This window comes from Escherichia sp. TW14182 (assembly GCF_000208525.1).
In the GTDB taxonomy this organism is placed as follows: Bacteria; Pseudomonadota; Gammaproteobacteria; order Enterobacterales; family Enterobacteriaceae; genus Escherichia; species Escherichia ruysiae.
This window is the reverse complement of sequence record NZ_AEJZ01000013.1, coordinates 1-23,246: the sequence shown is the minus strand read 5'-3', so window position 1 is coordinate 23,246 and position 23,246 is coordinate 1. Positions and strand designations below refer to the sequence as shown.

The following is a 23,246-nucleotide window of genomic DNA, read 5'->3' as shown; positions in this document are numbered from 1 at the left end:
AATTTTGCCTAAATCCGATGCCGGTGCAGCCACATCAGCTTATACGCCGCCGGGATAATAAACAGCGACAGCAAAGGTGCAGTAATCATGCCGCCAATCATCGGCGCGGCGATGCGACTCATCACCTCTGAACCCGCCCCCGTTCCCCACAGAATCGGCAGCAAACCGGCGATAATCACCGCCACCGTCATCGCTTTCGGGCGCACGCGCAGTACCGCGCCGTGATACAACGCCTCATCCAGTTTCTGCTCGCTAAAGGTCTGCGGGTTATCCAGCGACGGCTCTGCCTCTATGGCGTGACGTAAATACATCAGCATCACCACGCCAAACTCGGCAGCGACTCCGGCGAGAGCGATAAAACCGGTGCCCGTCGCGACGGAAAGATGAAAGCCCATCCACCACAGGAACCAGATGCCGCCCACCAGCGCAAACGGTACGCTGCTGATAATCAGTAACGCTTCCCCCACGCGACGGAACGCCAGATATAACAGCACGAAGATGATCATCAGCGTCATCGGCACCATGAGTTTCAGCTTATGGTTGGCGCGCTCCAGTAGCTCGAACTGACCGGAAAACGCCACGCTGGTGCCCGGTTTCAACTGCACTTTCTCGGCAATCGCTTTTTGCAGATCGTGAACCACCGACACCATGTCACGATCGCGGGCGTCGATATAAATCCAGCTCGTCGGGCGCGCATTCTCGGTTTTCAGCATCGACGGTCCGGTGGAGACGTTAACGTCGGCCACGTCCGCCAGGGTGATTTGCTGCTTCATCGGCGTCAGGATCGGTAACTGTCGCAGCGCCTGCGGGCTATCGCGCCAGCTTTGCGGATAACGCAGATTAATCGGATAACGGGCAATTCCTTCCACCGTTTCGCCAACCATCGCCCCGCCCACCGCAGAGGTGACAAACAACTGCACATCCGCCACCGTCATACCGTAACGCGCGGCTTTTTCACGGTTAATCTCAACGTTAATATAGCGCCCACCTTCCAGACGCTCGGCAAGGGCCGAAACCACGCCTGGCACCGTTCGCGCCACGTCTTCAATTTGCTCTGCCATCGCGTCGATATCTGCCAGCACAGTGCCGGACACTTTAATGCCGATGGGGCTTTTAATGCCGGTTGAGAGCATGTCGATGCGGTTACGGATTGGCGGCACCCACAGATTCGCCAGCCCCGGCAGCCGCACGGTGTTATCCAGCTCTTCGATGATTTTGTCCATCGTCATGCCTGGTCGCCACTGATCCTGTGGCTTAAGCTGAATGGTCGTTTCTACCATCTCCAGCGGGGCAGAATCGGTGGCGGTTTCCGCTTTCCCGGTCTTGCCAAACACCCGCGCCACTTCCGGCACGCTCATAATCAGCTTGTCGGTTTTTTGCAACATACTCGCTGCTTCCGACGCGGAAATCCCCGGCAGCGTCGAAGGCATATACAACAAGTCGCCTTCATTGATCTGCGGTAAAAATTCCCCGCCAACTTTATTCAGCGGCCAGATAACTGTCAGCACCGAAAGCGCCGCCACCAGCAGCGTGGTTTTCGGCCAGTGCAGTACTTTCAGCAACAGCGGATGGTAAATACGAATCAAAAAACGGTTGAGCGGGTTACTGCTTTCTGGCGGAATTTTGCCACGTATCCAGTAGCCCATCAGGATCGGGATCACCACGATCGCCAGCAGCGCCGCACCCGCCATGGCATAGGTTTTGGTGAACGCCAGTGGGCCAAACAGACGCCCTTCCTGCCCTTCCAGGGTGAAGATCGGGATAAACGACAACGTGATAATCAGCAGACTGATAAACAGTGCCGGCCCCACTTCAACAGATGCATCGGTGATAATCTGCCAGCGCGTTTTATTATCCAGCGTGGCGTCAGGATGCTGGTGCTGCCACTCTTCCAGCCGTTTATGCGCATTCTCGATCATGACGATAGCGGCATCGACCATCGCCCCGACGGCAATCGCAATGCCGCCCAGCGACATAATATTGGCGTTCAGTCCCTGAAAGTGCATGACAATAAAAGCAATACACAACCCCAGCGGCAACGAAATAATCGCCACCAGCGCCGAGCGCACATGCCAGAGAAACAGCGCGCAGACTATCGCCACCACAATAAACTCTTCCAGCAACTTGCCGCTGAGGTTGTCGATGGCGTGATCAATGAGCTGGCTGCGATCGTATGTTGTAACTATTTCCACGCCTTCCGGCAGACTGCTTTTCAGCGTTTCCAGCTTGTCCTTCACGGCGGCGATCACTTCACGGGCGTTTTTACCGGAACGCAGGATCACCACTCCGCCAGCGACTTCGCCTTCGCCGTTCAGTTCCGCAATGCCCCGGCGCATTTCCGGCCCTACCTGGACTTTCGCAACATCACGCAGATAAACGGGCACGCCATTTTCACTGGCTTTTAAAACGATGTGATTAAAGTCATCGAGCGTTTGCAGATAGCCGCTGGCGCGCACCATATATTCCGCTTCCGCCAGTTCAATCGACGAACCACCCGCTTCCTGGTTTGAGGCATCCAGCGCGCTTTTCACTTCAGCGAGACTGATGCCATATTGCGCCAGGCGCTGGGGATCGATAACCACCTGATACTCTTTCACCACACCGCCCACCGACGCCACTTCCGCAACGTCAGGGATGGTTTTTAGCTCATATTTGAGAAACCAGTCCTGCAATGAGCGTAAATCGGCCAGATCGTGCTTACCGCTGCGATCCACCAGTGCATATTCATAGATCCAGCCAACGCCCGTGGCATCTGGCCCCAGCTCGGCGCTGACTCCCGCAGGCAGCTTACCCTGTACCTGGTTGAGGTACTCCAGCACCCGCGAGCGCGCCCAGTACGGATCGGTGCCATCTTCGAAAATGACATACACATAAGAGTCGCCAAACTGCGAGAAACCGCGCACGGTCTTCGCGCCCGGCACCGACAACATGGTGGTAGTTAGTGGATAAGTCACCTGATTTTCAACGATTTGCGGAGCCTGACCGGGATAGCTGGTTTTAATAATCACCTGCACATCAGAGAGATCCGGCAGTGCATCCACTGGCGTGTTAATGATGGTCCAGGTGCCCCAGATGCTCAGAAACAACGCGCCCATCAGCACCAGAAAACGGTTCGCCACCGAGCGGCGAATAATCCATTCAATCATTGGCTATTCCCTCAATGCGCGTGGGTAGCACTTTCAGAGCGCATCCGCTCCAGCGCGCCAGAAATATTGGCTTCAGAATCAATCAGGAACAGGCCACTGGAAACCACCTTTTCCCCTTCCACCAGACCAGAGCGTAGCGCGGTGACGCCTTGCGAGGCCTGGAAAACGGCAACGCGTTTCGGTACAAAGCGTCCGTCGGCATCAACGGTAATCACCCGCTGTTCGTTACCAGTATCAATCAGCGCCTGTGACGGAATGAGCAGCATCGGTTCGCTGGCGGTGTTGAGTTGCAACCAGGCGTTCATTCCCGGTTTTAGCGCCTCGTCGGCGTTATCGACTTCCAGACGCAGTTGCAAAGTGCGGGTCGCGGCATCCACGCCCGGTAGTAGCGTCCATTTGCGGATGGTGAGCGTTTTATCGGGTCGCGCCGGAACGGTGAGCGTAAACTGCGAGGCATCTTTCACCAGCCAGGCGATGGACTCCGGGATCGCAGCAGTGACCCACACCGGATCCATACCCTGAATTTTCGCTACCACGTTATCTTTGGCGATATTCATTCCCGCGCGCAGATCAAACGCGGTGATCACGCCATCAATGGGCGCTTTGAGCGTAAAGCGAGTCTGGATTTTTTGCGTGGCGATCAGGCGGCGAATATCCGCCTCCGGCATTCCCGCCAGTCTCAGCCGCTCAAGAATGCCTTCAGTCTGGGTCGCCGTACCGCCGGTTTCGCGCAGCAGTAAATACTCACTCTGCGCTTCCACCCAGTCGGGAATGGTCAGGTCGAGAAGCGGCGCGCCCTTTTGCACTTTATCGCCCACGGTAAGCGGATAAACTTTGTCGATAAACCCGGCGGCGCGAGCCTGTACAATGGCAAACTGATACTCGTTGTAACTGACATTCGCCGGGAAATTCTGGGCAAACGTCAGCGGCCCGCGCGTGACGGTAGCCGTTTTCACCCCCAGATTCTGCGTCTGAGTCGGGTCAATGCGCACACCAGACGCAGAACTCTCTTCATCGGCATATTTCGGCACCAGATCCATATCCATAAACGGCGATTTACCTGGTTTATCGAACCGCGTATTGGGATACATCGGGTCGTACCAGAATAAGATTTTACGTTCTGCGGTTGGCGTTTTTTCCACTGGCGGTTCCGCCTTTGCAAACCAGGTAAAACCTGCCGCAGAAATAATGCCGCCCGCGATCATGCTGCCGATAATAAGCGCGATTTTTTTCATTGAATTAAACCTGGGTTACTGGCTGACTTTAATATCCTGTAATAAAGAGAGATTGCCCTGCTGGACAAAATTAAACGCCACTTTGTCGCCGGTTTTAATTTCGCTCATTTTCGTCTGCGGGGTGATGGTAAAACGCATGGTCATCTCCGGCCAGTTGACTACGGCAATCGGATCGTGATGGATGGTGATTTTTTTGCTTTCCAGATCAATGCCTTTTACCACGCCGGTGGCACTAATGACCTGTGGTTGTGCTTCGCTCATGGTTTCATGATGATGTTCGTTAGCCTGGGCATTAAAGCCAATAACGGTAAACAGACTGAACATTGCGACTTGCAGTGCTTTTTTCATTTATTCTCTCCTGGAGTTAAAAATTACTGCTACCAACCGCCACCAAGTGCGGTATATAAAGAAATTTCGTTAACCTGACGGGCATAATTCAGGTCGAGTAAAGCTTGTCGGGTTGCAAATAAAGAACGTTCGGCATCCAGCACTTCCAGATAACTTACTGCGCCGTGCTGATATAATGCCCGCGCCCGTTGCAGGGTAATTTGTAGCGACGCCAGATAACGCTGCTGGGCGCTAATTTGATCATTCAGGCTTTGACGTAATGCCAGCGCATCTGCCACTTCTTTAAAGGCGTTCTGGATTTTCTGTTCATAATTCACTACCGACTGCTGCTGGCGAATTTCGGCGATATCCAGATTGGCCTGGTTGCGCCCGGCATTAAAAATGGGGATCTCAATTTTGGGAATAAAATTCCACATCCCGCTGCTGGCGTTAAATAATGACGACAGTTCGCTACTAGCGGTCGATATTCCGCTGGTCAGGCTTATAGACGGGAAAAATGCCGCACGCGCAGCGCCAATATTGGCATTAGCCGCCATTAACGCGTGTTCAGCTTCCATAATATCCGGGCGCTGCAACAAGATTTGTGACGACAAGTCCGCCGGTAATTTAACACTTTGCAGGCTGTCGCTATCCGCTGTCTGCGCTTGCGGCAGCTTGCCGTAGCTTCCCAGTAACAGTTGCAATGCATTATTCGCCTGCGCCAGTTCCCCCTGACGTTTAGCGATGTCACTGCGGGTACTTTCAATCACCCCGCGAGCCTGTTCCAGCGCCAGAACATTACTACTGCCGGTTAACAGTTGTTTTTCGACAAACGCATATGACTGCTGATAATTACGCAGCGTTTCTTCGGCTATTTGCAATTGCGCATACGCCAGCTGCTGATTGAAATAGCTTTGCGCGACATTAGAAACCAGCAAAATATGCACCGCGCGCTGAGCTTCCTCAGAGGCTAAATAATTTTGTCGCTCGGCTTCGCTCATGTTCTTTAAGCGACCGAAAAAATCGAGGTCAAAGCTGGCGTTAAGGCCAGTCGAGAACTCCCGCGTCGTGGCTGAATCGCCTTTAAGATTGCCGCTCCAGCTGCCGTTGCCCTCGCCATTGAGCTGTGGGTAGCGGTCGGCATCGGTCAGACGATATTGCGCCCGTGCCTCCTGCACTTTCAGCGTCGCCATGCGCAAATCCCGGTTATTCACCAGCGCCTCGCTAATCAGCGTCTTCACCTGATTATCAACAAAAAAAGTGCGCCAGCCCGCGTTCTGATAGTTATCTGCTGCGTTAACCAGCCCGTTCTGGCTGAGTGAGAACTGCTGCGGCACGGGCATTGCCGGACGCTGATAATCCGGTGCCAGCGAACAACCGGTTAGCACAAGACCCACACAAAATGTCAGAAGTTTACAAGGAGACATAGGCACATAATTTTTAGTGATTTTATGCCGCCAACTTTACCCTCCAGGCTCTGATTTTCCGGTGACAGGAAAATGACAAAATTGTCATTTTGCCAATAAGCGATTGCCATCTGATCCCGCTCCTCTAGAATTGCCCGGGCAACATGCGGAGGAAATATGAAACTGTTGATTGTCGAAGATGAAAAGAAAACTGGCGAATACCTAACCAAAGGGTTAACCGAAGCCGGTTTTGTGGTCGATTTAGCCGACAACGGGCTGAATGGCTACCATCTGGCGATGACCGGTGATTATGACCTGATAATCCTCGATATTATGCTGCCGGACGTGAACGGCTGGGATATCGTGCGCATGTTGCGTTCTGCCAATAAAGGGATGCCGATTCTGTTGCTCAGCGCGCTGGGTACGATTGAACATCGCGTCAAGGGACTGGAGCTGGGGGCGGATGACTACCTGGTGAAGCCGTTCGCTTTTGCTGAACTGCTGGCGCGGGTGCGCACTTTACTGCGGCGCGGGGCGGCGGTGATTATCGAAAGTCAGTTTCAGGTTGCCGATTTGATGGTCGATCTCGTCAGCCGCAAAGTCACCCGCAGCGGCACGCGCATCACTTTGACCAGTAAAGAATTTACTCTGCTGGAGTTTTTCCTCCGCCATCAGGGCGAAGTGCTGCCCCGCTCGCTTATCGCCTCGCAGGTATGGGACATGAATTTTGACAGCGATACCAACGCCATTGATGTGGCGGTGAAGCGGCTGCGCGGCAAAATAGACAACGACTTTGAACCAAAGCTGATTCAGACCGTGCGCGGCGTGGGTTACATGCTCGAGGTGCCGGATGGCCAGTAAGCCGTTTCAGCGCCCGTTTTCACTGGCAACCCGCCTGACCTTTTTTATCAGCCTGGCCACCATCGCGGCATTTTTCGCCTTTGCATGGATCATGATCCACTCAGTAAAGGTGCATTTTGCCGAGCAGGATATAAATGATTTAAAAGAGATTAGCACCACGCTAAAGCGCGTTCTTAATCATCCCGAAGAGACACAAGCCCGACGCTTAATGACGCTGGAAGATATTGTCAGTGGTTATTCCAACGTGTTGATTTCCCTGGCAGATAGCCACGGCAAAACGGTGTATCACTCCCCCGGTGCGCCGGATATCCGCGAGTTTACGCGTGACGCCATACCCGATAAAGACGCGCGGGGCGGCGAGGTGTATCTCCTTTCCGGCCCGACGATTATGATGCCAGGCCACGGTCACGGGCATATGGAACACAGCAACTGGCGGATGATTAACATGCCGGTTGGCCCGTTGGTGGACGGCAAACCGATTTATACGCTCTACATCGCACTTTCGATCGATTTTCATCTTCATTACATAAATGATTTGATGAATAAACTTATTATGACCGCATCGATCATCAGCATCCTGATCGTCTTTATCGTACTGTTGGCGGTACATAAAGGTCACGCGCCGATCCGCAGCGTCAGCCGTCAAATCCAGAATATCACCTCGAAAGATCTCGACGTACGCCTCGACCCGCAGACCGTGCCAATTGAGCTGGAACAGCTGGTACTGTCGTTCAACCATATGATCGAGCGTATTGAGGATGTCTTTACCCGCCAGTCCAATTTCTCAGCCGATATCGCTCACGAAATTCGTACACCGATTACAAATCTCATAACGCAAACGGAAATCGCCCTCAGCCAGTCGCGCAGCCAGAAGGAGCTGGAAGATGTGCTCTACTCAAATCTCGAAGAGCTGACGCGAATGGCGAAAATGGTCAGCGATATGCTGTTTCTCGCCCAGGCCGATAACAACCAGTTAATCCCCGAAAAGAAAATGCTCAACCTGGCAGATGAAGTCGGCAAAGTGTTCGATTTTTTCGAGGCGTTAGCGGAAGATCGCGGCGTGGAGTTGCGGTTTGTTGGCGACGAATGTCAGGTTGCGGGCGATCCGCTGATGCTGCGTCGGGCGTTAAGCAACCTGCTTTCTAATGCCCTGCGTTATACGCCACCCGGAGAGGCAATTGTAGTGCGCTGCCAGACGGTCGATCACCAGGTGCAAGTTACCGTCGAAAACCCCGGTACGCCCATTGCGCCCGAGCACTTACCGCGATTGTTTGACCGTTTCTACCGCGTTGACCCCTCCCGTCAGCGAAAAGGCGAAGGTAGCGGCATTGGTCTGGCGATAGTGAAATCGATAGTTGTCGCGCATAAAGGCACGGTTGCAGTAACGTCAGATGCGCGGGGGACAAGGTTTATTATCACATTACCCGCTTAATTATTCAGCAAACGGCAACTTTTATAACCAGTGTAAAAATAACGTGCCGCAATAGTCATACCTATTAATGGTAAAAAGCTGTCACAATTCATAAAAAACCTTAATATACGCCACCCTAAACATAACCAGCGTTAATGTAAGGTTTTTGTGTGGACTGGCTTCTTGATGTTTTTGCTACCTGGCTCTACGGCTTAAAAGTAATCGCGATAACGTTAGCGGTCATCATGTTCATCAGCGGGCTGGACGATTTTTTTATTGATGTCGTCTACTGGGTACGCCGCATTAAACGCAAGTTGAGTGTTTATCGCCGCTACCCGCGAATGAGTTACCGCGAACTGTATAAACCAGATGAAAAACCGTTAGCGATTATGGTTCCGGCGTGGAATGAAACGGGCGTCATCGGCAATATGGCCGAGCTGGCGGCGACCACGCTCGACTACGAAAACTATCATATCTTTGTTGGCACCTACCCCAACGACCCCGATACTCAGCGTGATGTTGACGAAGTGTGCGCTCGCTTCCCGAATGTGCATAAGGTAGTCTGCGCGCGTCCTGGCCCCACCAGCAAAGCCGACTGTCTGAACAACGTGCTGGACGCCATCACCCAGTTTGAACGTAGCGCCAATTTCGCTTTTGCTGGTTTTATTCTGCATGACGCCGAAGATGTGATTTCACCGATGGAATTGCGTCTGTTCAACTATCTGGTCGAGCGTAAAGATCTGATTCAGATCCCGGTGTATCCGTTTGAACGCGAATGGACGCACTTCACCAGCATGACTTACATTGATGAGTTTTCAGAGCTGCATGGCAAAGATGTTCCGGTGCGTGAAGCCCTCGCCGGACAAGTGCCCAGCGCAGGCGTCGGCACCTGTTTCAGCCGCCGCGCCGTGACCGCGCTGTTAGCCGACGGTGACGGTATCGCTTTCGACGTGCAGAGTCTTACCGAAGATTACGATATTGGTTTCCGCCTGAAAGAAAAAGGTATGACGGAAATTTTTGTCCGTTTTCCGGTGGTGGACGAAGCCAAAGAACGCGAGCAGCGTAAATTTTTACAGCACGCGCGGACGTCAAACATGATCTGCGTGCGCGAATATTTCCCCGACACCTTTTCGACTGCGGTTCGACAAAAATCTCGCTGGATCATCGGCATTGTTTTCCAGGGCTTTAAAACCCACAAATGGACCTCCAGCCTGACGCTGAACTACTTTCTCTGGCGCGACCGCAAAGGGGCAATCAGTAACTTTGTCAGCTTCCTCGCGATGCTGGTGATGCTCCAGCTTTTGCTGTTGATGGCGTATGAAAGTTTGTGCTCCGATGCCTGGCATTTTCTTTCTATTTTCAGCGGCAGCGCATGGTTAATGACCCTGCTGTGGCTAAACTTTGGCTTGATGATCAACCGCATTGTGCAACGGGTGATTTTTGTCACCGGCTACTACGGCCTGACGCAAGGTTTACTCTCCGTCCTGCGGCTATTCTGGGGCAACCTGATTAACTTTATGGCCAACTGGCGCGCGTTGAAACAGGTACTTCAGCACGGCGACCCGCGTCGCGTGGCATGGGATAAAACGACGCATGATTTCCCCAGCGTGACTGGCGATACCCGTTCGTTGCGCCCGTTAGGTCAAATCCTGCTGGAAAATCAGGTCATCACTGAAGAGCAACTCGATACAGCACTGCGTAATCGTGTTGAAGGTCTACGCCTCGGCGGTTCGATGCTGATGCAGGGATTGATTAGCGCCGAGCAACTGGCGCAGGCACTGGCGGAGCAAAACGGCGTGGCGTGGGAATCGATCGATGCCTGGCAGATCCCTTCCTCGCTGATTGCCGAAATGCCAGCCTCCGTGGCGCTACATTATGCGGTACTGCCGCTGCGTCTGGAAAACGATGAGTTAATTGTCGGCAGCGAAGATGGTATCGATCCGGTTTCACTGGCGGCTCTGACACGTAAGGTCGGACGCAAGGTGCGTTACGTCATTGTTCTGCGCGGGCAAATCGTCACCGGTTTACGTCACTGGTATGCGCGTCGTCGCGGTTATGACCCACGAGCAATGTTGCACAATGCGGTTCAGCAGCAATGGCTCACTGAACAGCAGGCCAGCGACATCTGGCAGCAATATGTACCGCATCAGTTCCTGTTCGCCGAAATACTGACCACGCTCGGCCATATTAATCGTTCTGCAATTAACGTGTTGTTATTGCGCCATGAACGCAGCTCACTGCCGCTCGGTAAATTTTTGGTCACCGAAGGCGTTATCAGCCAGGAAACGTTGGATCGCGTCCTGACAATTCAACGCGAATTACAAGTTTCGATGCAATCACTATTACTCAAAGCAGGTTTAAACACAGAACAGGTTGCGCAACTGGAGTCCGAAAATGAAGGAGAATAACCTTAATCGCGTCATCGGATGGTCTGGTTTACTGCTGACGTCTTTATTGAGTACCAGCGCACTCGCAGACAATATCGGCACCAGCGCAGAAGAGCTGGGGCTTAGCGACTATCGCCATTTTGTTATTTATCCCCGTCTCGATAAGGCGCTAAAGGCACAGAAAAATAACGACGAAGCAACCGCCATCCGCGAATTTGAATATATTCATCAGCAGGTGCCGGATAATATTCCGTTGACGTTATATCTGGCGGAAGCCTATCGCCATTTTGGTCATGATGATCGCGCGCGGCTGTTGCTTGAAGATCAACTGAAACGTCATCCTGGTGATGCCCGCCTTGAACGCAATCTTGCGGCTATTCCAGTAGAAGTCAAAACCGTTAATACCGTTGAAGAACTGCTGGCTCAGCAAAAGGCGTGCGATGCTGCGCCGACCCTGCGTTGCCGCAGTGAAGTCGGGCAGAATGCCCTGCGACTGGCACAGTTGCCTGTCGCCAGAGCGCAACTGAACGATGCAACGTTTGCCGCATCGCCGGAAGGAAAAACGTTGCGAACCGATCTGCTGCAACGGGCAATCTACCTGAAACAATGGTCGCAGGCAGATACGCTATACAATGAAGCACGCCAGCAGAACACATTAAGCGCGGCAGAACGCCGTCAGTGGTTTGATGTTCTGCTTGCCGGGCAGCTGGACGATCGGATACTGGCGCTGCAATCACAGGGGATCTTCACCGATCCACAGTCATATATTACTTACGCGACCGCGCTGGCTTATCGTGGCGAAAAAGCACGCCTCCAGCATTATCTCATTGAAAATAAGCCGCTGTTTACCACGGACGCACAAGAGAAAAGTTGGCTCTATCTGTTATCTAAATACAGCGCCAACCCCGTTCAGGCGTTGGCGAATCACACGGTACAGTTTGCCGATAACCGCCAGTATGTTGTTGGCGCAACGCTACCGGTGCTTTTAAAAGAAGGTCAGTACGACGCAGCGCAAAAACTGCTCGCCACCCTCCCCGCCAATGAAATGCTTGAGGAGCGTTATGCCGTTAGCGTAGCGACCCGTAACAAGGCTGAAGCTCTACGTCTGGCACGATTGCTGTATCAGCAAGAACCGGCAAATCTTACCCGCCTGGATCAACTGACCTGGCAACTGATGCAGAACGAGCAGTCACGCGAAGCTGCCGATTTATTGCTGCACCGCTATCCTTTCCAGGGCGATGCGCGTGTCAGCCAGACTCTAATGGCACGACTGGCGTCTCTGCTGGAAAGTCATCCTTACCTGGCGACGCCTGCGAAAGTGGCGATTTTATCGAAACCCTTGCCGCTGGCGGAGCAACGTCAGTGGCAAAGTCAGTTGCCGGGTATTGCAGATAATTGCCCGGCGATAGTCCGCCTGCTGGGCGATATGTCACCTTCCTACGATGCTGCGGCCTGGAACCGTCTGGCGAAGTGTTATCGGGACACGCTACCCGGTGTGGCGTTGTATGCATGGCTTCAGGCCGAACAACGACAACCGAACGCGTGGCAACATCGCGCGGTGGCTTATCAGGCATATCAGGTTGAGGACTACGCCACCGCACTGGCGGCCTGGCAGAAAATCAGCCTTCACGACATGAGCAATGAAGATCTACTTGCTGCCGCCAATACCGCTCAGGCAGCAGGAAATGGCGCGGCTCGCGATCGCTGGCTTCAGCAGGCAGAACAACGCGGGCTGGGAAACAATGCTCTGTACTGGTGGCTACATGCACAACGTTATATTCCTGGTCAGCCGGAACTCGCACTGAACGATCTCACGCGCTCAATTAACATTGCACCTTCTGCTAACGCTTACGTTGCGCGGGCGACGATTTATCGCCAACGTCATGATGTCTCTGCGGCGGTGAGCGATTTGCGCGCCGCTCTGGAACTGGAACCCAATAACAGCAATACCCAGGCGGCGCTCGGTTACGCCTTGTGGGATAGCGGTGATATCGCGCAATCGCGGGAAATGCTGGAACAGGCACATAAAGGATTGCCGGACGATCCGGCACTGATCCGACAACTGGCCTACGTGAACCAGCGTCTGGATGATATGCCTGCAACACAACAGTACGCCCGGCGGGTAATTGATGATATTGATAACCAGGCGCTGATAACCCCACTGACGCCGGGGCAAAATCAGCAACGCTTCAATTTCCGCCGTCTGCATGAAGATGTCGGTCGCCGCTGGACGTTCAGTTTCGATTCTTCCATCGGCTTGCGTTCCGGGGCGATGAGTACCGCTAACAACAATGTTGGCGGCGCTGCGCCAGGGAAAAGCTATCGTAGCTACGCGCAACTGGAAGCCGAGTACCGCATCGGGCGCAATATGCTGCTGGAAGGCGACCTGCTTTCGGTTTACAGCCGCGTCTTTGCCGATACCGGAGAAAACGGTGTAGCAATGCCGGTGAAAAATCCGATGTCCGGCACCGGCCTGCGCTGGAAGCCCCTGCGCGACCAAATCTTTTTCCTCGCCGTTGAACAGCAGTTGCCGCTGAACGGACAAAATGGCGCCTCCGATACCATGCTGCGCGCCAGTGCCTCGTTCTTTAACGGCGGCAAATACAGCGACGAGTGGCACCCGAACGGTTCAGGCTGGTTTGCCCAAAACCTGTATCTCGATGCGGCGCAATATGTCCGCCAGGATATTCAGGCGTGGACGGCAGATTATCGCGTGAGCTGGCATCAGAAGGTGGCGAACGGACAAACCATTGAGCCTTACGCTCACGTTCAGGACAACGGCTATCGTGATAAAGGCACTCAGGGCGCGCAGCTTGGCGGTGTTGGCGTGCGCTGGAATATCTGGACCGGCGAGACGCACTATGATGCCTGGCCGCACAAAGTCAGTCTCGGCGTCGAATATCAGCATACCTTTAAGGCGATTAATCAACGTAGCGGGGAGCGCAACAACGCGTTTCTCACCATTGGAGTGCACTGGTAAATGCGTAAGTTAATTTTCGTAATGCTGACACTGCTGCTGGTCAGCCCTTTTTCCTTTGCGATGAAAGGTATCATCTGGCAACCGCAAAATCGTGACAGTCAGGTCACCGACGCCCAGTGGCAGGGACTGATGAGTCAGTTGCATTTGCAAGGATTCGACACCCTGATTCTGCAATGGACCCGTTACGGCGATGCGTTCACCCAGCCAGAACAGCGTGCATTATTGTTCAGACGAGCAGCGGCAGCGCAGCACGCTGGCCTGAAGCTGATTGTTGGCCTGAATGCCGATCCGGAATTTTTTATGCATCAGAAGCAGTCATCTGCGGCGCTGGAGAGCTATCTTAATCGCCTGCTGGCGGCCGATCTCCAGCAAGCCAGATTATGGAGCGCCGCACCGGGCGTAACGCCGGATGGCTGGTACATCAGTGCGGAAATTGACGATCTGAACTGGCGCAGCGAAGCCGCCCGTCAGCCATTGCTGAAATGGTTAAACAATGCTCAGCGACTGCTTAGTGATGTTTCGGCAAAACCGGTTTATATCAGTAGTTTCTTCGCCGGAAATATGTCGCCCGATGGCTATCGGCAACTGCTGGAACAAGTTAAAGCAACCGGCGTTAATGTCTGGGTACAGGATGGCAGCGGCGTGGATAAACTCACCGCCGGGCAGCGCGAACGTTATCTGCAAGCCAGTGCAGATTGCCAGACGGCTTCACCCGCCAACGGCATTGTTTATGAATTGTTTGTCGCGGGCAAAGGTAAAACGTTTGAAGCTAAACCAAAACCAGATGCGGAGATCGCCTCACTATTAGCAAAACGCTCCTCCTGCGGCAAGGACTTGCTCTATTTCTCCCTGCGCTATTTGCCCGTCGCGCGTGGCATCCTCGAATATTAATTGTTTAAGGGAGTAACTTTGCTTGCTCCCTTCCTTTTCACTTTCCTAATCAGAATCCTGTTTGTATTAATTGTTTAGCAGATTCTCTTTTTTCAACGCATTTTATGCGTCTCGGTTTTGCCCCACTACGACCTGCATAGCCAATAAGAAGATAGCCGTGACACAAATAATCGGTGTAGCCACTACTCAGAGGCATTATATAGTTATATTCATGCCACTATATAACCTGTAAATAAGAACAATCATTCATTGATTGCAATAACATCAGCATATTCCTTTACACAGGAATAAAACCTTTTATTTAATAAACAAAGAGAGTCAAAGATGAGTAAAATTACAGGCGTTTTAGTTGACAACCATATCTATGATATTAACAATGATATGAAGAATGGTTACCATTTTCCTAACTGCTTGTTTCCAGGCGCCACCTTTAAGATGGTTATTGATAATGACCCGGTTAATAATGACAAGGTAAAATGGAGCTGTAGCACTGATGCAGACAATAATGTTCTGGCGGTCAGTCAGGATGGCACAGTAACTTTTCCTGACGTTGACGAAAAGTGTATTGGGAAGATTTTTGCTATTTTCGCCACTGATAAATCAACGAACAAAACTGCCGGTATTTATATTTTTACTGTTAAGCGTTTTTTTAAATACAGTATTGAAACTTATAATTCAATTCAAAAGATTTTACCATGGGTTGAGAGCATGAACGGAGAATTTCCTGAAGCACAGGATATCGATAGTTACGATTATAATGATCATAATTCAGGTCATATTATCTCGCGAGAAGTTAACGCAGGTCTTTACCAGGAGTGGGGCAATGTAGCTAATAGTGGATGGAATACAAATAATGAGATTGGCGGTATTTGTAGAATTTACGCTTTTAATAAAGAAAATAATATTTATTATTGGCTGAAAAATGATGGAGTCAGACAGGTATTGAGCGGGGGAGACACCGCTCAGGCAGTCGCATCCTACGGTGAATCGATCAACTGATTGTGCTTTTTGTCCACTATCATTTGTATTATTACAGCGTAAACATTCACTGAAATTATAAAATTAAACTTACGCATAACCACCCGTTCAGCGGGTGGTTCTCATTTTATCAGCGATGTGTACGAAGGTTAAAAATAAACAAACTTAATATTTCATTTTTATTTTTCTATAAACTATCAACTCTCGATATCAAATACCCACCTATACCGCCAATATCCGTTTCATCACAAAATGCTGGCGGCATTTCTCACCGAAAACTTTATTGCTACTGTTCAAAACGCAAATGAGGTAATCCCCTGCTCCACTTGCCAAAAAAATTTACCCGCACTATAAAAAAGCAGCCCGTATAAACATACGGACTGCCATATTTCACTCGATTCAAAAGTAATTATTTTTAATGTGGTGCACTTCGTGACAATAAGTTAATTACCAACACTCCGGCACAAATCAACATCATGCCTATAATGGCTGGCAGATCCAACCGCTGGCCGAAAAATCCCCAGGACAGTAAACTAATCAGGACGATACCGACTCCTGACCAGATAGCATAAGCAATCCCTGTAGGAATATAAGCCAGCGTCTGAGCTAATAACCAGAATGATGCACAGTAACAAATAATTGTACCAACAGAGGGCCATAACCGTGTAAAACCCTCTGAAAACTTCATTAAAGTTGTACCAATGACTTCTGCAAGTATTGCGCCACCAAGATAAATATAAGGGTTCATAGCATATTCTTTCCTGTTAATACCGGAGCGAATTGTACTACAGTTTGAACTTAACTCACCGGATTCATTCTGGTGCATTCATTGATGTTCTTCATCAGTGCTTCAGGAAATGGGCGGATGGGAATCCATAGAAATGGTGCGTAGATATACTCACCTTGCACCTAATCATTTGACGGAGCACGCGGGGAAAATAGACGACATTTTTGGTGATGATGTCCCAGATATGTCCCACTCTGGAATTATGGAGGAGATAAAGAAGGCGTAACTGATTGAATTTTAATGGCGCGCCCTGCAGGATTCGAACCTGCGGCCCACGACTTAGAAGGTCGTTGCTCTATCCAACTGAGCTAAGGGCGCATTGATACCACAATGTGCGTGTAATCGCGTGAATTATACGGTCAACCCTTGCTGAGTCAATGGCTTTTGAACCGGTTGCTGAACAAGTGTACGACCGCATCTGATTTACCTCACTACGGCGGCAAACCAACGACGGTTATCATTATCGCCAGGTACAGAAGGTTTTACTTTTCAGAAAACGAAAACTGACAGCACGCCCCGCTTCTGACAAAATAGACGCATCCCCTTCGACCTACGTAACAGATGGAATCCTCTCTCTGATGGCAGCAAAGATTATTGACGGTAAAACGATTGCGCAGCAGGTGCGCTCTGAAGTTGCTCAAAAAGTTCAGGCGCGCGTTGCGGCCGGACTGCGGGCGCCAGGACTGGCCGTTGTGCTGGTGGGTAGCAACCCTGCATCGCAAATTTATGTCGCAAGCAAACGCAAGGCTTGTGAAGAAGTCGGGTTCGTCTCCCGCTCCTATGACCTCCCGGAAACCACCAGCGAAGCAGAACTGCTTGAGCTTATCGATGCGCTGAACGCCGACAACACCATTGACGGCATTCTGGTGCAGTTGCCGCTTCCGGCGGGAATTGACTACATCAAAGTGCTGGAACGTATTCACCCGGACAAAGACGTGGACGGTTTCCATCCTTATAACGTCGGTCGTCTGTGCCAGCGCGCGCCGCGTCTGCGTCCTTGCACTCCGCGCGGTATCGTCACGCTGCTTGAGCGTTACAACATTGATACCTTTGGTCTTAATGCTGTGGTGATTGGCGCATCAAATATCGTCGGTCGCCCGATGAGCATGGAACTGCTGCTGGCAGGTTGCACCACCACCGTGACCCACCGTTTCACTAAAAATCTGCGTCATCATGTAGAAAACGCCGATCTGTTGATCGTTGCCGTCGGCAAGCCGGGCTTTATTCCTGGTGACTGGATCAAAGAAGGCGCAATTGTGATTGATGTCGGCATCAACCGTCTGGAAAATGGCAAAGTTGTGGGCGACGTAGTGTTTGAAGAAGCGGCTAAGCGCGCTTCTTACATTACGCCCGTTCCCGGCGGCGTTGGCCCGATGACGGTTGCCACGCTGATTGAAAACACGCTCCAGGCGTGCGTTGAATATCATGATCCACAGGGTGAGTAACATGGCGACATTTTCTTTAGGTAAACATCCGCACGTTGAGCTGTGCGACTTGCTGAAACTGGAAGGCTGGAGCGAAAGCGGCGCGCAGGCGAAAATCGCGATCGCCGAAGGCCAGGTGAAAGTCGACGGCGCGGTTGAAACACGCAAACGTTGCAAAATCGTCGCCGGTCAGACAGTGAGTTTTGCAGGCCACAGCGTACAGGTTGTTGCCTGATCCCACTTCGGCCTGCCGGTATGCAGGCCGATTCTCTTTTCAGACCTTTGCCCTCTTCGTCGCTTTCATCCATGCTGATAGCGTCGACATTTTGCCGAAGCGATCATCATGCCAACCGTTATTACTCACGCCGCCGTTCCCCTTTGTATTGGTTTAGGCCTAGGCTCGAAAATCATCCCTCCGCGTCTGTTATTTGCCGGAATCGTCCTAGCGATGCTGCCAGACGCGACGTATTGTCGTTTAAATTTGGCGTTGCTTACGGCAATGTCTTTGGTCATCGCGGGTTTACCCATTCGCTGGTGTTTGCGTTTGTTGTCCCGTTACTATGCGTACTTATTGGTCGACGATGGTTCAGGGCTGGGCTGATTCGCTGCTGGCTGTTTTTAACCGTCTCGTTGCTCTCGCACAGCTTGCTGGATTAGGTAACCACTGGCGGTAAAGGCGTTGGCTGGCTGTGGCCGTGGTCAGATGAACGCTTTTTCGCTCCCTGGCAGGTGATTAAAGTCGCGCCGTTTGCATTGTCTCGTTACACCACGCCATACGGGCATCAGGTGATTATTTCTGAATTGATGTGGGTGTGGTTGCCGGGAATGGTGCTGATGGGAATGCTGTGGTGGCGCAGGCGATAACCGGATGCGAGAACTCGCATCCGGCAATAGAGTAATTACTTACGACGCCAGGTGGTTCCTTGCGGACCATCTTCCAGCACGATCCCCATCTCGTTAAGACGGTCACGCGCCGCATCTGCTGCCGCCCAGTCTTTCGCTTTACGGGCATCCAGACGTTGTTGAATTAACGCTTCTATCTCAGCCACTTCACTATCGTCTGCCTGCGCGCCGCTTTGCAGGAACGCTTCCGGTTCTTGCTCCAGCAGCCCCAGCACAGCAGAAAGTTTACGCAGGTGAGACGCCATTGCGTTCGCCGCTGCCATATCTTCTGCTTTCAGGCGGTTCACTTCACGCGCCATATCAAACAGCACGGAATAGGCTTCCGGGGTGTTGAAATCGTCGTCCATCGCCTCAATAAAGCGCGCTTCAAACGCTTCGCCACCGGCAGGTGCAACGGTTTTGTCTGTGCCGCGCAGCGCGGTATAGAGACGCTCCAGCGCCGCACGCGCCTGCTTCAGGTTCTCTTCGCTGTAGTTCAGCTGGCTACGATAGTGACCCGACATCAGGAAGTAACGCACGGTTTCGGCGTCGTAGTATTTCAGCACATCGCGCACGGTAAAGAAGTTACCCAGCGATTTGGACATCTTCTCGCGGTCAACCATCACCATGCCGGAGTGCATCCAGTAGTTTACATACTGACCATCATGCGCACAGGTGGACTGGGCAATTTCGTTCTCGTGGTGCGGGAACATCAGGTCAGAACCGCCGCCGTGGATATCAAAGTGGTTACCCAACTGTTTGCAGTTCATTGCTGAACACTCAATGTGCCAGCCTGGACGACCCGCGCCCCACGGAGACGGCCAGCTTGGTTCGCCCTCTTTAGACATCTTCCACAGAACGAAGTCCATCGGGTTGCGTTTGTCGTCGACCACGTCAACGCGCGCGCCTGCCTGCAGCTGGTCAAGATCCTGACGCGACAGCACGCCATAAGTTGGATCGGTCGGTACGTCGAACATCACGTCGCCGTTGTCCGCCACATAAGCGTGACCTTTGGCGATCAGTTGCTCAGTGAGTTCAATAATTTCTGCGATATGGTGCGTCGCGCGTGGCTCCATATCCGGGCGCAGAATGTTCAAAGCATCAAAATCTTTGTGCATTTCGGCGATCATGCGATCCACCAGCGCCACAAAGCTTTCGCCATTTTCATTGGCGCGTTTGATGATTTTATCGTCGATATCGGTAATGTTGCGCACATACTTCAGCTTGTAGCCGAGGAAACGCAGGTAGCGTGCAACCACGTCAAAGGCAACAAAGGTACGCCCGTGACCGATATGACAGAGGTCGTAAACGGTGATTCCACACACGTACATGCCGACTTCCCCGGCGTGAATAGGCTTAAATTCCTCTTTTTGGCGTGTCAGAGTATTGAAGATTTTTAGCATCGAAGATTCCGTTTAGACATGTGTGGGTAATTGAGTTGCGTATAATACCCATATTTCCCGCGCGAATCAGCATACATTGCGAGATGATCCGATCGTGCGGTTATGCTATAACACCACCCTATATATGACCCGAACCGGGTTGAAGCACCAATCAAACGGAACAGGATGCAAAAATGGTTACTTTCCACACCAATCACGGCGATATTGTCATCAAAACTTTTGACGATAAAGCACCTGAAACAGTTAAAAACTTCCTGGACTACTGCCGCGAAGGTTTTTACAACAACACCATTTTCCACCGTGTTATCAACGGTTTTATGATTCAGGGCGGCGGTTTTGAACCGGGCATGAAACAAAAAGCCACCAAAGAACCGATCAAAAACGAAGCCAACAACGGTCTGAAAAACACCCGTGGTACGCTGGCAATGGCCCGTACTCAGGCTCCGCACTCTGCAACTGCACAGTTCTTCATCAACGTGGTTGATAACGACTTCCTGAACTTCTCTGGCGAAAGCCTGCAAGGTTGGGGCTACTGCGTGTTTGCTGAAGTGGTTGAAGGCATGGACGTGGTAGACAAAATCAAAGGTGTTGCAACCGGTCGTAGCGGTATGCACCAGGACGTGCCAAAAGAAGACGTTATCATTGAAAGCGTGACCGTTAGCGAGTAATCGTGGCGACACTCTTTATTGCAGATCTTCATCTCTGCGTGGAAGAACCGGCGATCACCGCCGGTTTTCTGCGTTTTTTAGCGGGAGAAGCCCGCAAGGCCGACGCGCTGTATATTCTTGGCGATCTGTTTGAAGCGTGGATTGGCGACGACGATCCCAACCCACTCCATCGCGAGATAGCAGCAGCGATCAAAGCGGTGTCCGATTCCGGCGTTCCCTGTTATTTCATTCATGGCAACCGTGATTTTCTGCTCGGCAAACGCTTTGCCCGTGAAAGCGGCATGACGTTATTGCCGCAAGAAAAGGTGCTCGAACTTTATGGTCGTCGGGTGCTGATTATGCATGGCGACACGCTGTGCACCGATGATGCGGGTTATCAGGCTTTTCGCGCCAAAGTCCACAAACCGTGGCTGCAAACACTGTTCCTCACCCTGCCGTTGTTTGTACGCAAACGCATTGCCGCGCGAATGCGAGCGAATAGTAAAGAAGCCAACAGCAGCAAATCGCTGGCGATCATGGACGTTAACCAAAACGCGGTGGTCAGTGCGATGGAAAAGCATCAGGTGCAATGGCTGATCCACGGGCATACGCATCGCCCGGCGGTGCATGAACTTATCGCCAATCAGCAACCTGCTTTTCGCGTGGTACTGGGTGCCTGGCATACTGAAGGTTCAATGGTGAAAGTCACGGCGGATGACGTTGAGCTAATCCATTTCCCGTTTTAATAACGCACAAGTTTGCTGATTCCACAGCCACGCAACCGTTTTCCTTGCTCTCTTTCCGTGCTATTCTCTGTGCCCTCTAAAGCCGAGAGTTGTGCACCACAGGAGTTTTAAGACGCATGTCTTCCCGCAATAATCCGGCGCGTGTCGCCATCGTGATGGGGTCCAAAAGTGACTGGGCTACCATGCAGTTCGCCGCCGAAATCTTCGAAATCCTGAATGTCCCGCACCACGTTGAAGTGGTTTCTGCTCACCGCACCCCCGATAAACTGTTCAGCTTTGCCGAAAGCGCCGAAGAGAATGGTTATCAGGTGATTATTGCGGGCGCGGGCGGCGCAGCGCATCTGCCAGGCATGATTGCCGCCAAAACGCTGGTGCCGGTGCTGGGCGTGCCAGTACAGAGCGCCGCACTGAGCGGTGTCGATAGCCTCTACTCCATCGTACAAATGCCGCGTGGCATTCCGGTGGGTACGCTGGCGATTGGTAAAGCGGGCGCGGCAAACGCGGCGTTGCTGGCAGCACAAATTCTTGCGACTCATGATAAAGAACTGCACCAGCGTCTGAATGACTGGCGCAAAGCTCAGACCGACGAAGTGCTGGAAAACCCGGATCCGCGAGGTGCGGCATGAAACAGGTTTGCGTCCTCGGTAACGGGCAGTTAGGCCGTATGCTGCGTCAGGCAGGCGAACCGTTAGGCATTGCTGTCTGGCCGGTCGGGCTGGACGCTGAACCTGCGGCGGTGCCTTTTCAACAAAGCGTGATTACCGCTGAGATCGAACGCTGGCCGGAAACTGCATTAACCCGCGAGCTGGCGCGCCATCCGGCCTTTGTGAACCGCGATGTGTTCCCGATTATTGCCGACCGTCTGACTCAGAAGCAGCTTTTCGATAAGCTCCACCTGCCGACCGCGCCGTGGCAGTTACTTGCCGATCGCAGCGAGTGGCCTGCGGTGTTTGATCGTTTAGGTGAGCTGGCGATTGTTAAGCGTCGCACTGGTGGCTATGACGGTCGCGGTCAATGGCGTTTACGCGCCGATGAAACCGAACAGTTACCGGCAGAGTGTTACGGCGAATGTATTGTCGAGCAGGGCATTAACTTCTCTGGTGAAGTGTCGCTGGTTGGCGCGCGCGGCTTTGATGGCAGCACCGTGTTTTATCCGCTGACGCATAACCTGCATCAGGACGGTATTTTGCGCACCAGCGTCGCTTTCCCGCAGGCCAATGCACAGCAACAGGCGCAGGCCGAAGAGATGCTGTCGGCGATTATGCAGGAGCTGGGCTATGTAGGCGTGATGGCGATGGAGTGTTTTGTCACCCCGCAAGGTCTGCTGATCAACGAACTGGCTCCGCGTGTGCATAACAGTGGTCACTGGACGCAAAACGGCGCCAGCATCAGCCAGTTTGAGCTGCATCTGCGGGCAATTACCGACCTGCCGTTACCGCAACCGGTAGTGAATAGTCCGTCGGTGATGATCAACCTGATTGGTAGCGATGTGAATTATGACTGGCTGAAACTGCCGCTGGTGCACCTGCACTGGTACGACAAAGAAGTCCGTCCGGGGCGTAAAGTGGGGCATCTGAATTTGACCGACAGCGATACATCGCGTCTGACCGCGACGCTGGAAGCCTTAATCCCGCTGCTGCCGCCGGAATATGCCAGCGGCGTGATTTGGGCGCAGAATAAATTCAGTTAATCAGGTACTCATTTTCTTGCCGGATGCGGCGTGAACGCCTTATCC

The 23,246-nt window shown here is 52.3% G+C and carries 18 protein-coding genes, 1 tRNA gene and 2 pseudogenes; 14 read left to right on the top strand and 7 right to left on the bottom strand.

Features of this window, described 5'->3' with window-relative positions; translation table 11 throughout:
• Window positions 1-8: 8 nt before the first annotated feature.
• From cusA to cusC, 4 genes are read right to left on the bottom strand one after another with little or no spacing between them, the layout of a single operon-like run.
• Complete coding sequence (cusA, locus tag EQY_RS0101555) at window positions 9-3,146, bottom strand: Cu(+)/Ag(+) efflux RND transporter permease subunit CusA (protein ID WP_000573974.1); 3,138 nt, start codon at window positions 3,144-3,146, stop codon at window positions 9-11.
• Between the two features lie 11 nt (window positions 3,147-3,157).
• The gene (cusB, locus tag EQY_RS0101550; RefSeq protein WP_000717128.1) at window positions 3,158-4,381 is read right to left on the bottom strand and encodes a Cu(+)/Ag(+) efflux RND transporter periplasmic adaptor subunit CusB; all 1,224 of its coding nucleotides are present in this window, start codon (window positions 4,379-4,381) and stop codon (window positions 3,158-3,160) included.
• 15 nt (window positions 4,382-4,396) lie between these two features.
• Complete coding sequence (gene cusF / locus EQY_RS0101545; RefSeq protein ID WP_000709871.1) at window positions 4,397-4,729, bottom strand: Cu(+)/Ag(+) efflux RND transporter periplasmic metallochaperone CusF; 333 nt, start codon at window positions 4,727-4,729, stop codon at window positions 4,397-4,399.
• A 29-nt stretch (window positions 4,730-4,758) separates the two neighbouring features.
• The gene (gene cusC, locus EQY_RS0101540; RefSeq protein WP_000074271.1) at window positions 4,759-6,135 is read right to left on the bottom strand and encodes a Cu(+)/Ag(+) efflux RND transporter outer membrane channel CusC; all 1,377 of its coding nucleotides are present in this window, start codon (window positions 6,133-6,135) and stop codon (window positions 4,759-4,761) included.
• 156 nt (window positions 6,136-6,291) lie between these two features.
• Between cusC and cusR the strand changes: the two genes are divergently transcribed.
• From cusR to EQY_RS0101505, 6 genes are all read left to right on the top strand, one after another.
• Entirely contained in the window at window positions 6,292-6,975 is a 684-nt protein-coding gene (gene cusR / locus EQY_RS0101530; RefSeq protein ID WP_000770938.1) for a copper response regulator transcription factor CusR, read from the top strand.
• On the top strand, window positions 6,965-8,407 hold the full coding sequence (cusS, locus tag EQY_RS0101525; protein WP_000157201.1) for a Cu(+)/Ag(+) sensor histidine kinase CusS: 1,443 nt from the start codon (window positions 6,965-6,967) through the stop codon (window positions 8,405-8,407). The genes cusR and cusS overlap by 11 nt, the downstream gene beginning before the upstream one ends.
• 149 nt (window positions 8,408-8,556) lie before the next feature.
• The gene (nfrB, locus tag EQY_RS0101520; protein WP_000383955.1) at window positions 8,557-10,794 is read left to right on the top strand and encodes a cyclic di-3',5'-guanylate-activated glycosyltransferase NfrB; all 2,238 of its coding nucleotides are present in this window, start codon (window positions 8,557-8,559) and stop codon (window positions 10,792-10,794) included.
• Window positions 10,781-13,753, top strand: coding sequence for a bacteriophage adsorption protein NfrA (gene nfrA, locus EQY_RS0101515; RefSeq protein WP_024212362.1), 2,973 nt, complete (start codon window positions 10,781-10,783; stop codon window positions 13,751-13,753). The genes nfrB and nfrA overlap by 14 nt, the downstream gene beginning before the upstream one ends.
• On the top strand, window positions 13,754-14,644 hold the full coding sequence (locus tag EQY_RS0101510) for a DUF4434 family protein (RefSeq protein WP_001228560.1): 891 nt from the start codon (window positions 13,754-13,756) through the stop codon (window positions 14,642-14,644).
• 324 nt (window positions 14,645-14,968) lie between these two features.
• Window positions 14,969-15,643 (top strand): hypothetical protein, encoded by a 675-nt coding sequence (locus EQY_RS0101505; RefSeq protein WP_000036639.1) that lies wholly within the window; start codon window positions 14,969-14,971, stop codon window positions 15,641-15,643.
• Window positions 15,644-16,037: 394 nt separating this feature from the next.
• On the opposite strand, the gene emrE is transcribed toward EQY_RS0101505, so the two are convergent.
• Complete coding sequence (emrE, locus tag EQY_RS0101500) at window positions 16,038-16,370, bottom strand: multidrug efflux SMR transporter EmrE (RefSeq protein WP_001070440.1); 333 nt, start codon at window positions 16,368-16,370, stop codon at window positions 16,038-16,040.
• Window positions 16,371-16,464: 94 nt separating this feature from the next.
• Here emrE and EQY_RS0101495 point away from each other — a divergent pair.
• A pseudogene (locus tag EQY_RS0101495) lies at window positions 16,465-16,635 on the top strand (integrase); the annotation flags it as partial.
• A 15-nt stretch (window positions 16,636-16,650) separates the two neighbouring features.
• Here EQY_RS0101495 and EQY_RS0101490 read toward each other — a convergent pair.
• A tRNA-Arg gene (locus EQY_RS0101490) sits at window positions 16,651-16,727 on the bottom strand.
• A gap of 260 nt (window positions 16,728-16,987) precedes the next feature.
• Between EQY_RS0101490 and folD the strand changes: the two genes are divergently transcribed.
• The 3 genes and pseudogenes from folD to EQY_RS0101470 all read left to right on the top strand — a co-directional run bounded on the left by folD (window position 16,988) and on the right by EQY_RS0101470 (window position 18,697).
• The gene (gene folD / locus EQY_RS0101480) at window positions 16,988-17,854 is read left to right on the top strand and encodes a bifunctional methylenetetrahydrofolate dehydrogenase/methenyltetrahydrofolate cyclohydrolase FolD (RefSeq protein ID WP_000729172.1); all 867 of its coding nucleotides are present in this window, start codon (window positions 16,988-16,990) and stop codon (window positions 17,852-17,854) included.
• A 1-nt stretch (window position 17,855) separates the two neighbouring features.
• The gene (ybcJ, locus tag EQY_RS0101475) at window positions 17,856-18,068 is read left to right on the top strand and encodes a ribosome-associated protein YbcJ (RefSeq protein ID WP_000190288.1); all 213 of its coding nucleotides are present in this window, start codon (window positions 17,856-17,858) and stop codon (window positions 18,066-18,068) included.
• Between the two features lie 108 nt (window positions 18,069-18,176).
• Window positions 18,177-18,697, top strand: a pseudogene (locus EQY_RS0101470) (metal-dependent hydrolase).
• Between the two features lie 35 nt (window positions 18,698-18,732).
• On the opposite strand, the gene cysS reads toward EQY_RS0101470, so the two are convergent.
• Entirely contained in the window at window positions 18,733-20,118 is a 1,386-nt protein-coding gene (gene cysS / locus EQY_RS0101465; protein ID WP_000912345.1) for a cysteine--tRNA ligase, read from the bottom strand.
• A 173-nt stretch (window positions 20,119-20,291) separates the two neighbouring features.
• On the opposite strand from cysS, the gene ppiB reads away from it, so the two are divergent.
• The 4 genes from ppiB (at window position 20,292) to purK (ending at window position 23,201) form a co-directional block, all read left to right on the top strand.
• Window positions 20,292-20,786: a peptidylprolyl isomerase B gene (gene ppiB, locus EQY_RS0101460; RefSeq protein ID WP_000256002.1), complete on the top strand. Its 495-nt coding sequence runs from the start codon at window positions 20,292-20,294 to the stop codon at window positions 20,784-20,786.
• Between the two features lie 2 nt (window positions 20,787-20,788).
• Window positions 20,789-21,511, top strand: coding sequence for a UDP-2,3-diacylglucosamine diphosphatase (lpxH, locus tag EQY_RS0101455; RefSeq protein WP_000212246.1), 723 nt, complete (start codon window positions 20,789-20,791; stop codon window positions 21,509-21,511).
• A 116-nt stretch (window positions 21,512-21,627) separates the two neighbouring features.
• On the top strand, window positions 21,628-22,137 hold the full coding sequence (gene purE, locus EQY_RS0101450; protein ID WP_001295318.1) for a 5-(carboxyamino)imidazole ribonucleotide mutase: 510 nt from the start codon (window positions 21,628-21,630) through the stop codon (window positions 22,135-22,137).
• On the top strand, window positions 22,134-23,201 hold the full coding sequence (gene purK / locus EQY_RS0101445; protein WP_000815526.1) for a 5-(carboxyamino)imidazole ribonucleotide synthase: 1,068 nt from the start codon (window positions 22,134-22,136) through the stop codon (window positions 23,199-23,201). The genes purE and purK overlap by 4 nt, the downstream gene beginning before the upstream one ends.
• The last annotated feature ends 45 nt before the right edge of the window (window positions 23,202-23,246 follow it).

Bases quoted from the DNA above. Each gene is read 5' to 3' on its own strand.
- cusA (WP_000573974.1), bottom strand. From the start codon at position 3,146: ATGATTGAATGGATTATTCGCCGCTCGGTGGCGAACCGTTTTCTGGTG.
- cusB (WP_000717128.1), bottom strand. From the start codon at position 4,381: ATGAAAAAAATCGCGCTTATTATCGGCAGCATGATCGCGGGCGGCATT.
- cusF (WP_000709871.1), bottom strand. From the start codon at position 4,729: ATGAAAAAAGCACTGCAAGTCGCAATGTTCAGTCTGTTTACCGTTATT.
- cusC (WP_000074271.1), bottom strand. From the start codon at position 6,135: ATGTCTCCTTGTAAACTTCTGACATTTTGTGTGGGTCTTGTGCTAACC.
- cusR (WP_000770938.1), top strand. From the start codon at position 6,292: ATGAAACTGTTGATTGTCGAAGATGAAAAGAAAACTGGCGAATACCTA.
- cusS (WP_000157201.1), top strand. From the start codon at position 6,965: ATGGCCAGTAAGCCGTTTCAGCGCCCGTTTTCACTGGCAACCCGCCTG.
- nfrA (WP_024212362.1), top strand. From the start codon at position 10,781: ATGAAGGAGAATAACCTTAATCGCGTCATCGGATGGTCTGGTTTACTG.
- EQY_RS0101510 (WP_001228560.1), top strand. From the start codon at position 13,754: ATGCGTAAGTTAATTTTCGTAATGCTGACACTGCTGCTGGTCAGCCCT.
- EQY_RS0101505 (WP_000036639.1), top strand. From the start codon at position 14,969: ATGAGTAAAATTACAGGCGTTTTAGTTGACAACCATATCTATGATATT.
- emrE (WP_001070440.1), bottom strand. From the start codon at position 16,370: ATGAACCCTTATATTTATCTTGGTGGCGCAATACTTGCAGAAGTCATT.
- folD (WP_000729172.1), top strand. From the start codon at position 16,988: ATGGCAGCAAAGATTATTGACGGTAAAACGATTGCGCAGCAGGTGCGC.
- ybcJ (WP_000190288.1), top strand. From the start codon at position 17,856: ATGGCGACATTTTCTTTAGGTAAACATCCGCACGTTGAGCTGTGCGAC.
- cysS (WP_000912345.1), bottom strand. From the start codon at position 20,118: ATGCTAAAAATCTTCAATACTCTGACACGCCAAAAAGAGGAATTTAAG.
- ppiB (WP_000256002.1), top strand. From the start codon at position 20,292: ATGGTTACTTTCCACACCAATCACGGCGATATTGTCATCAAAACTTTT.
- purE (WP_001295318.1), top strand. From the start codon at position 21,628: ATGTCTTCCCGCAATAATCCGGCGCGTGTCGCCATCGTGATGGGGTCC.
- purK (WP_000815526.1), top strand. From the start codon at position 22,134: ATGAAACAGGTTTGCGTCCTCGGTAACGGGCAGTTAGGCCGTATGCTG.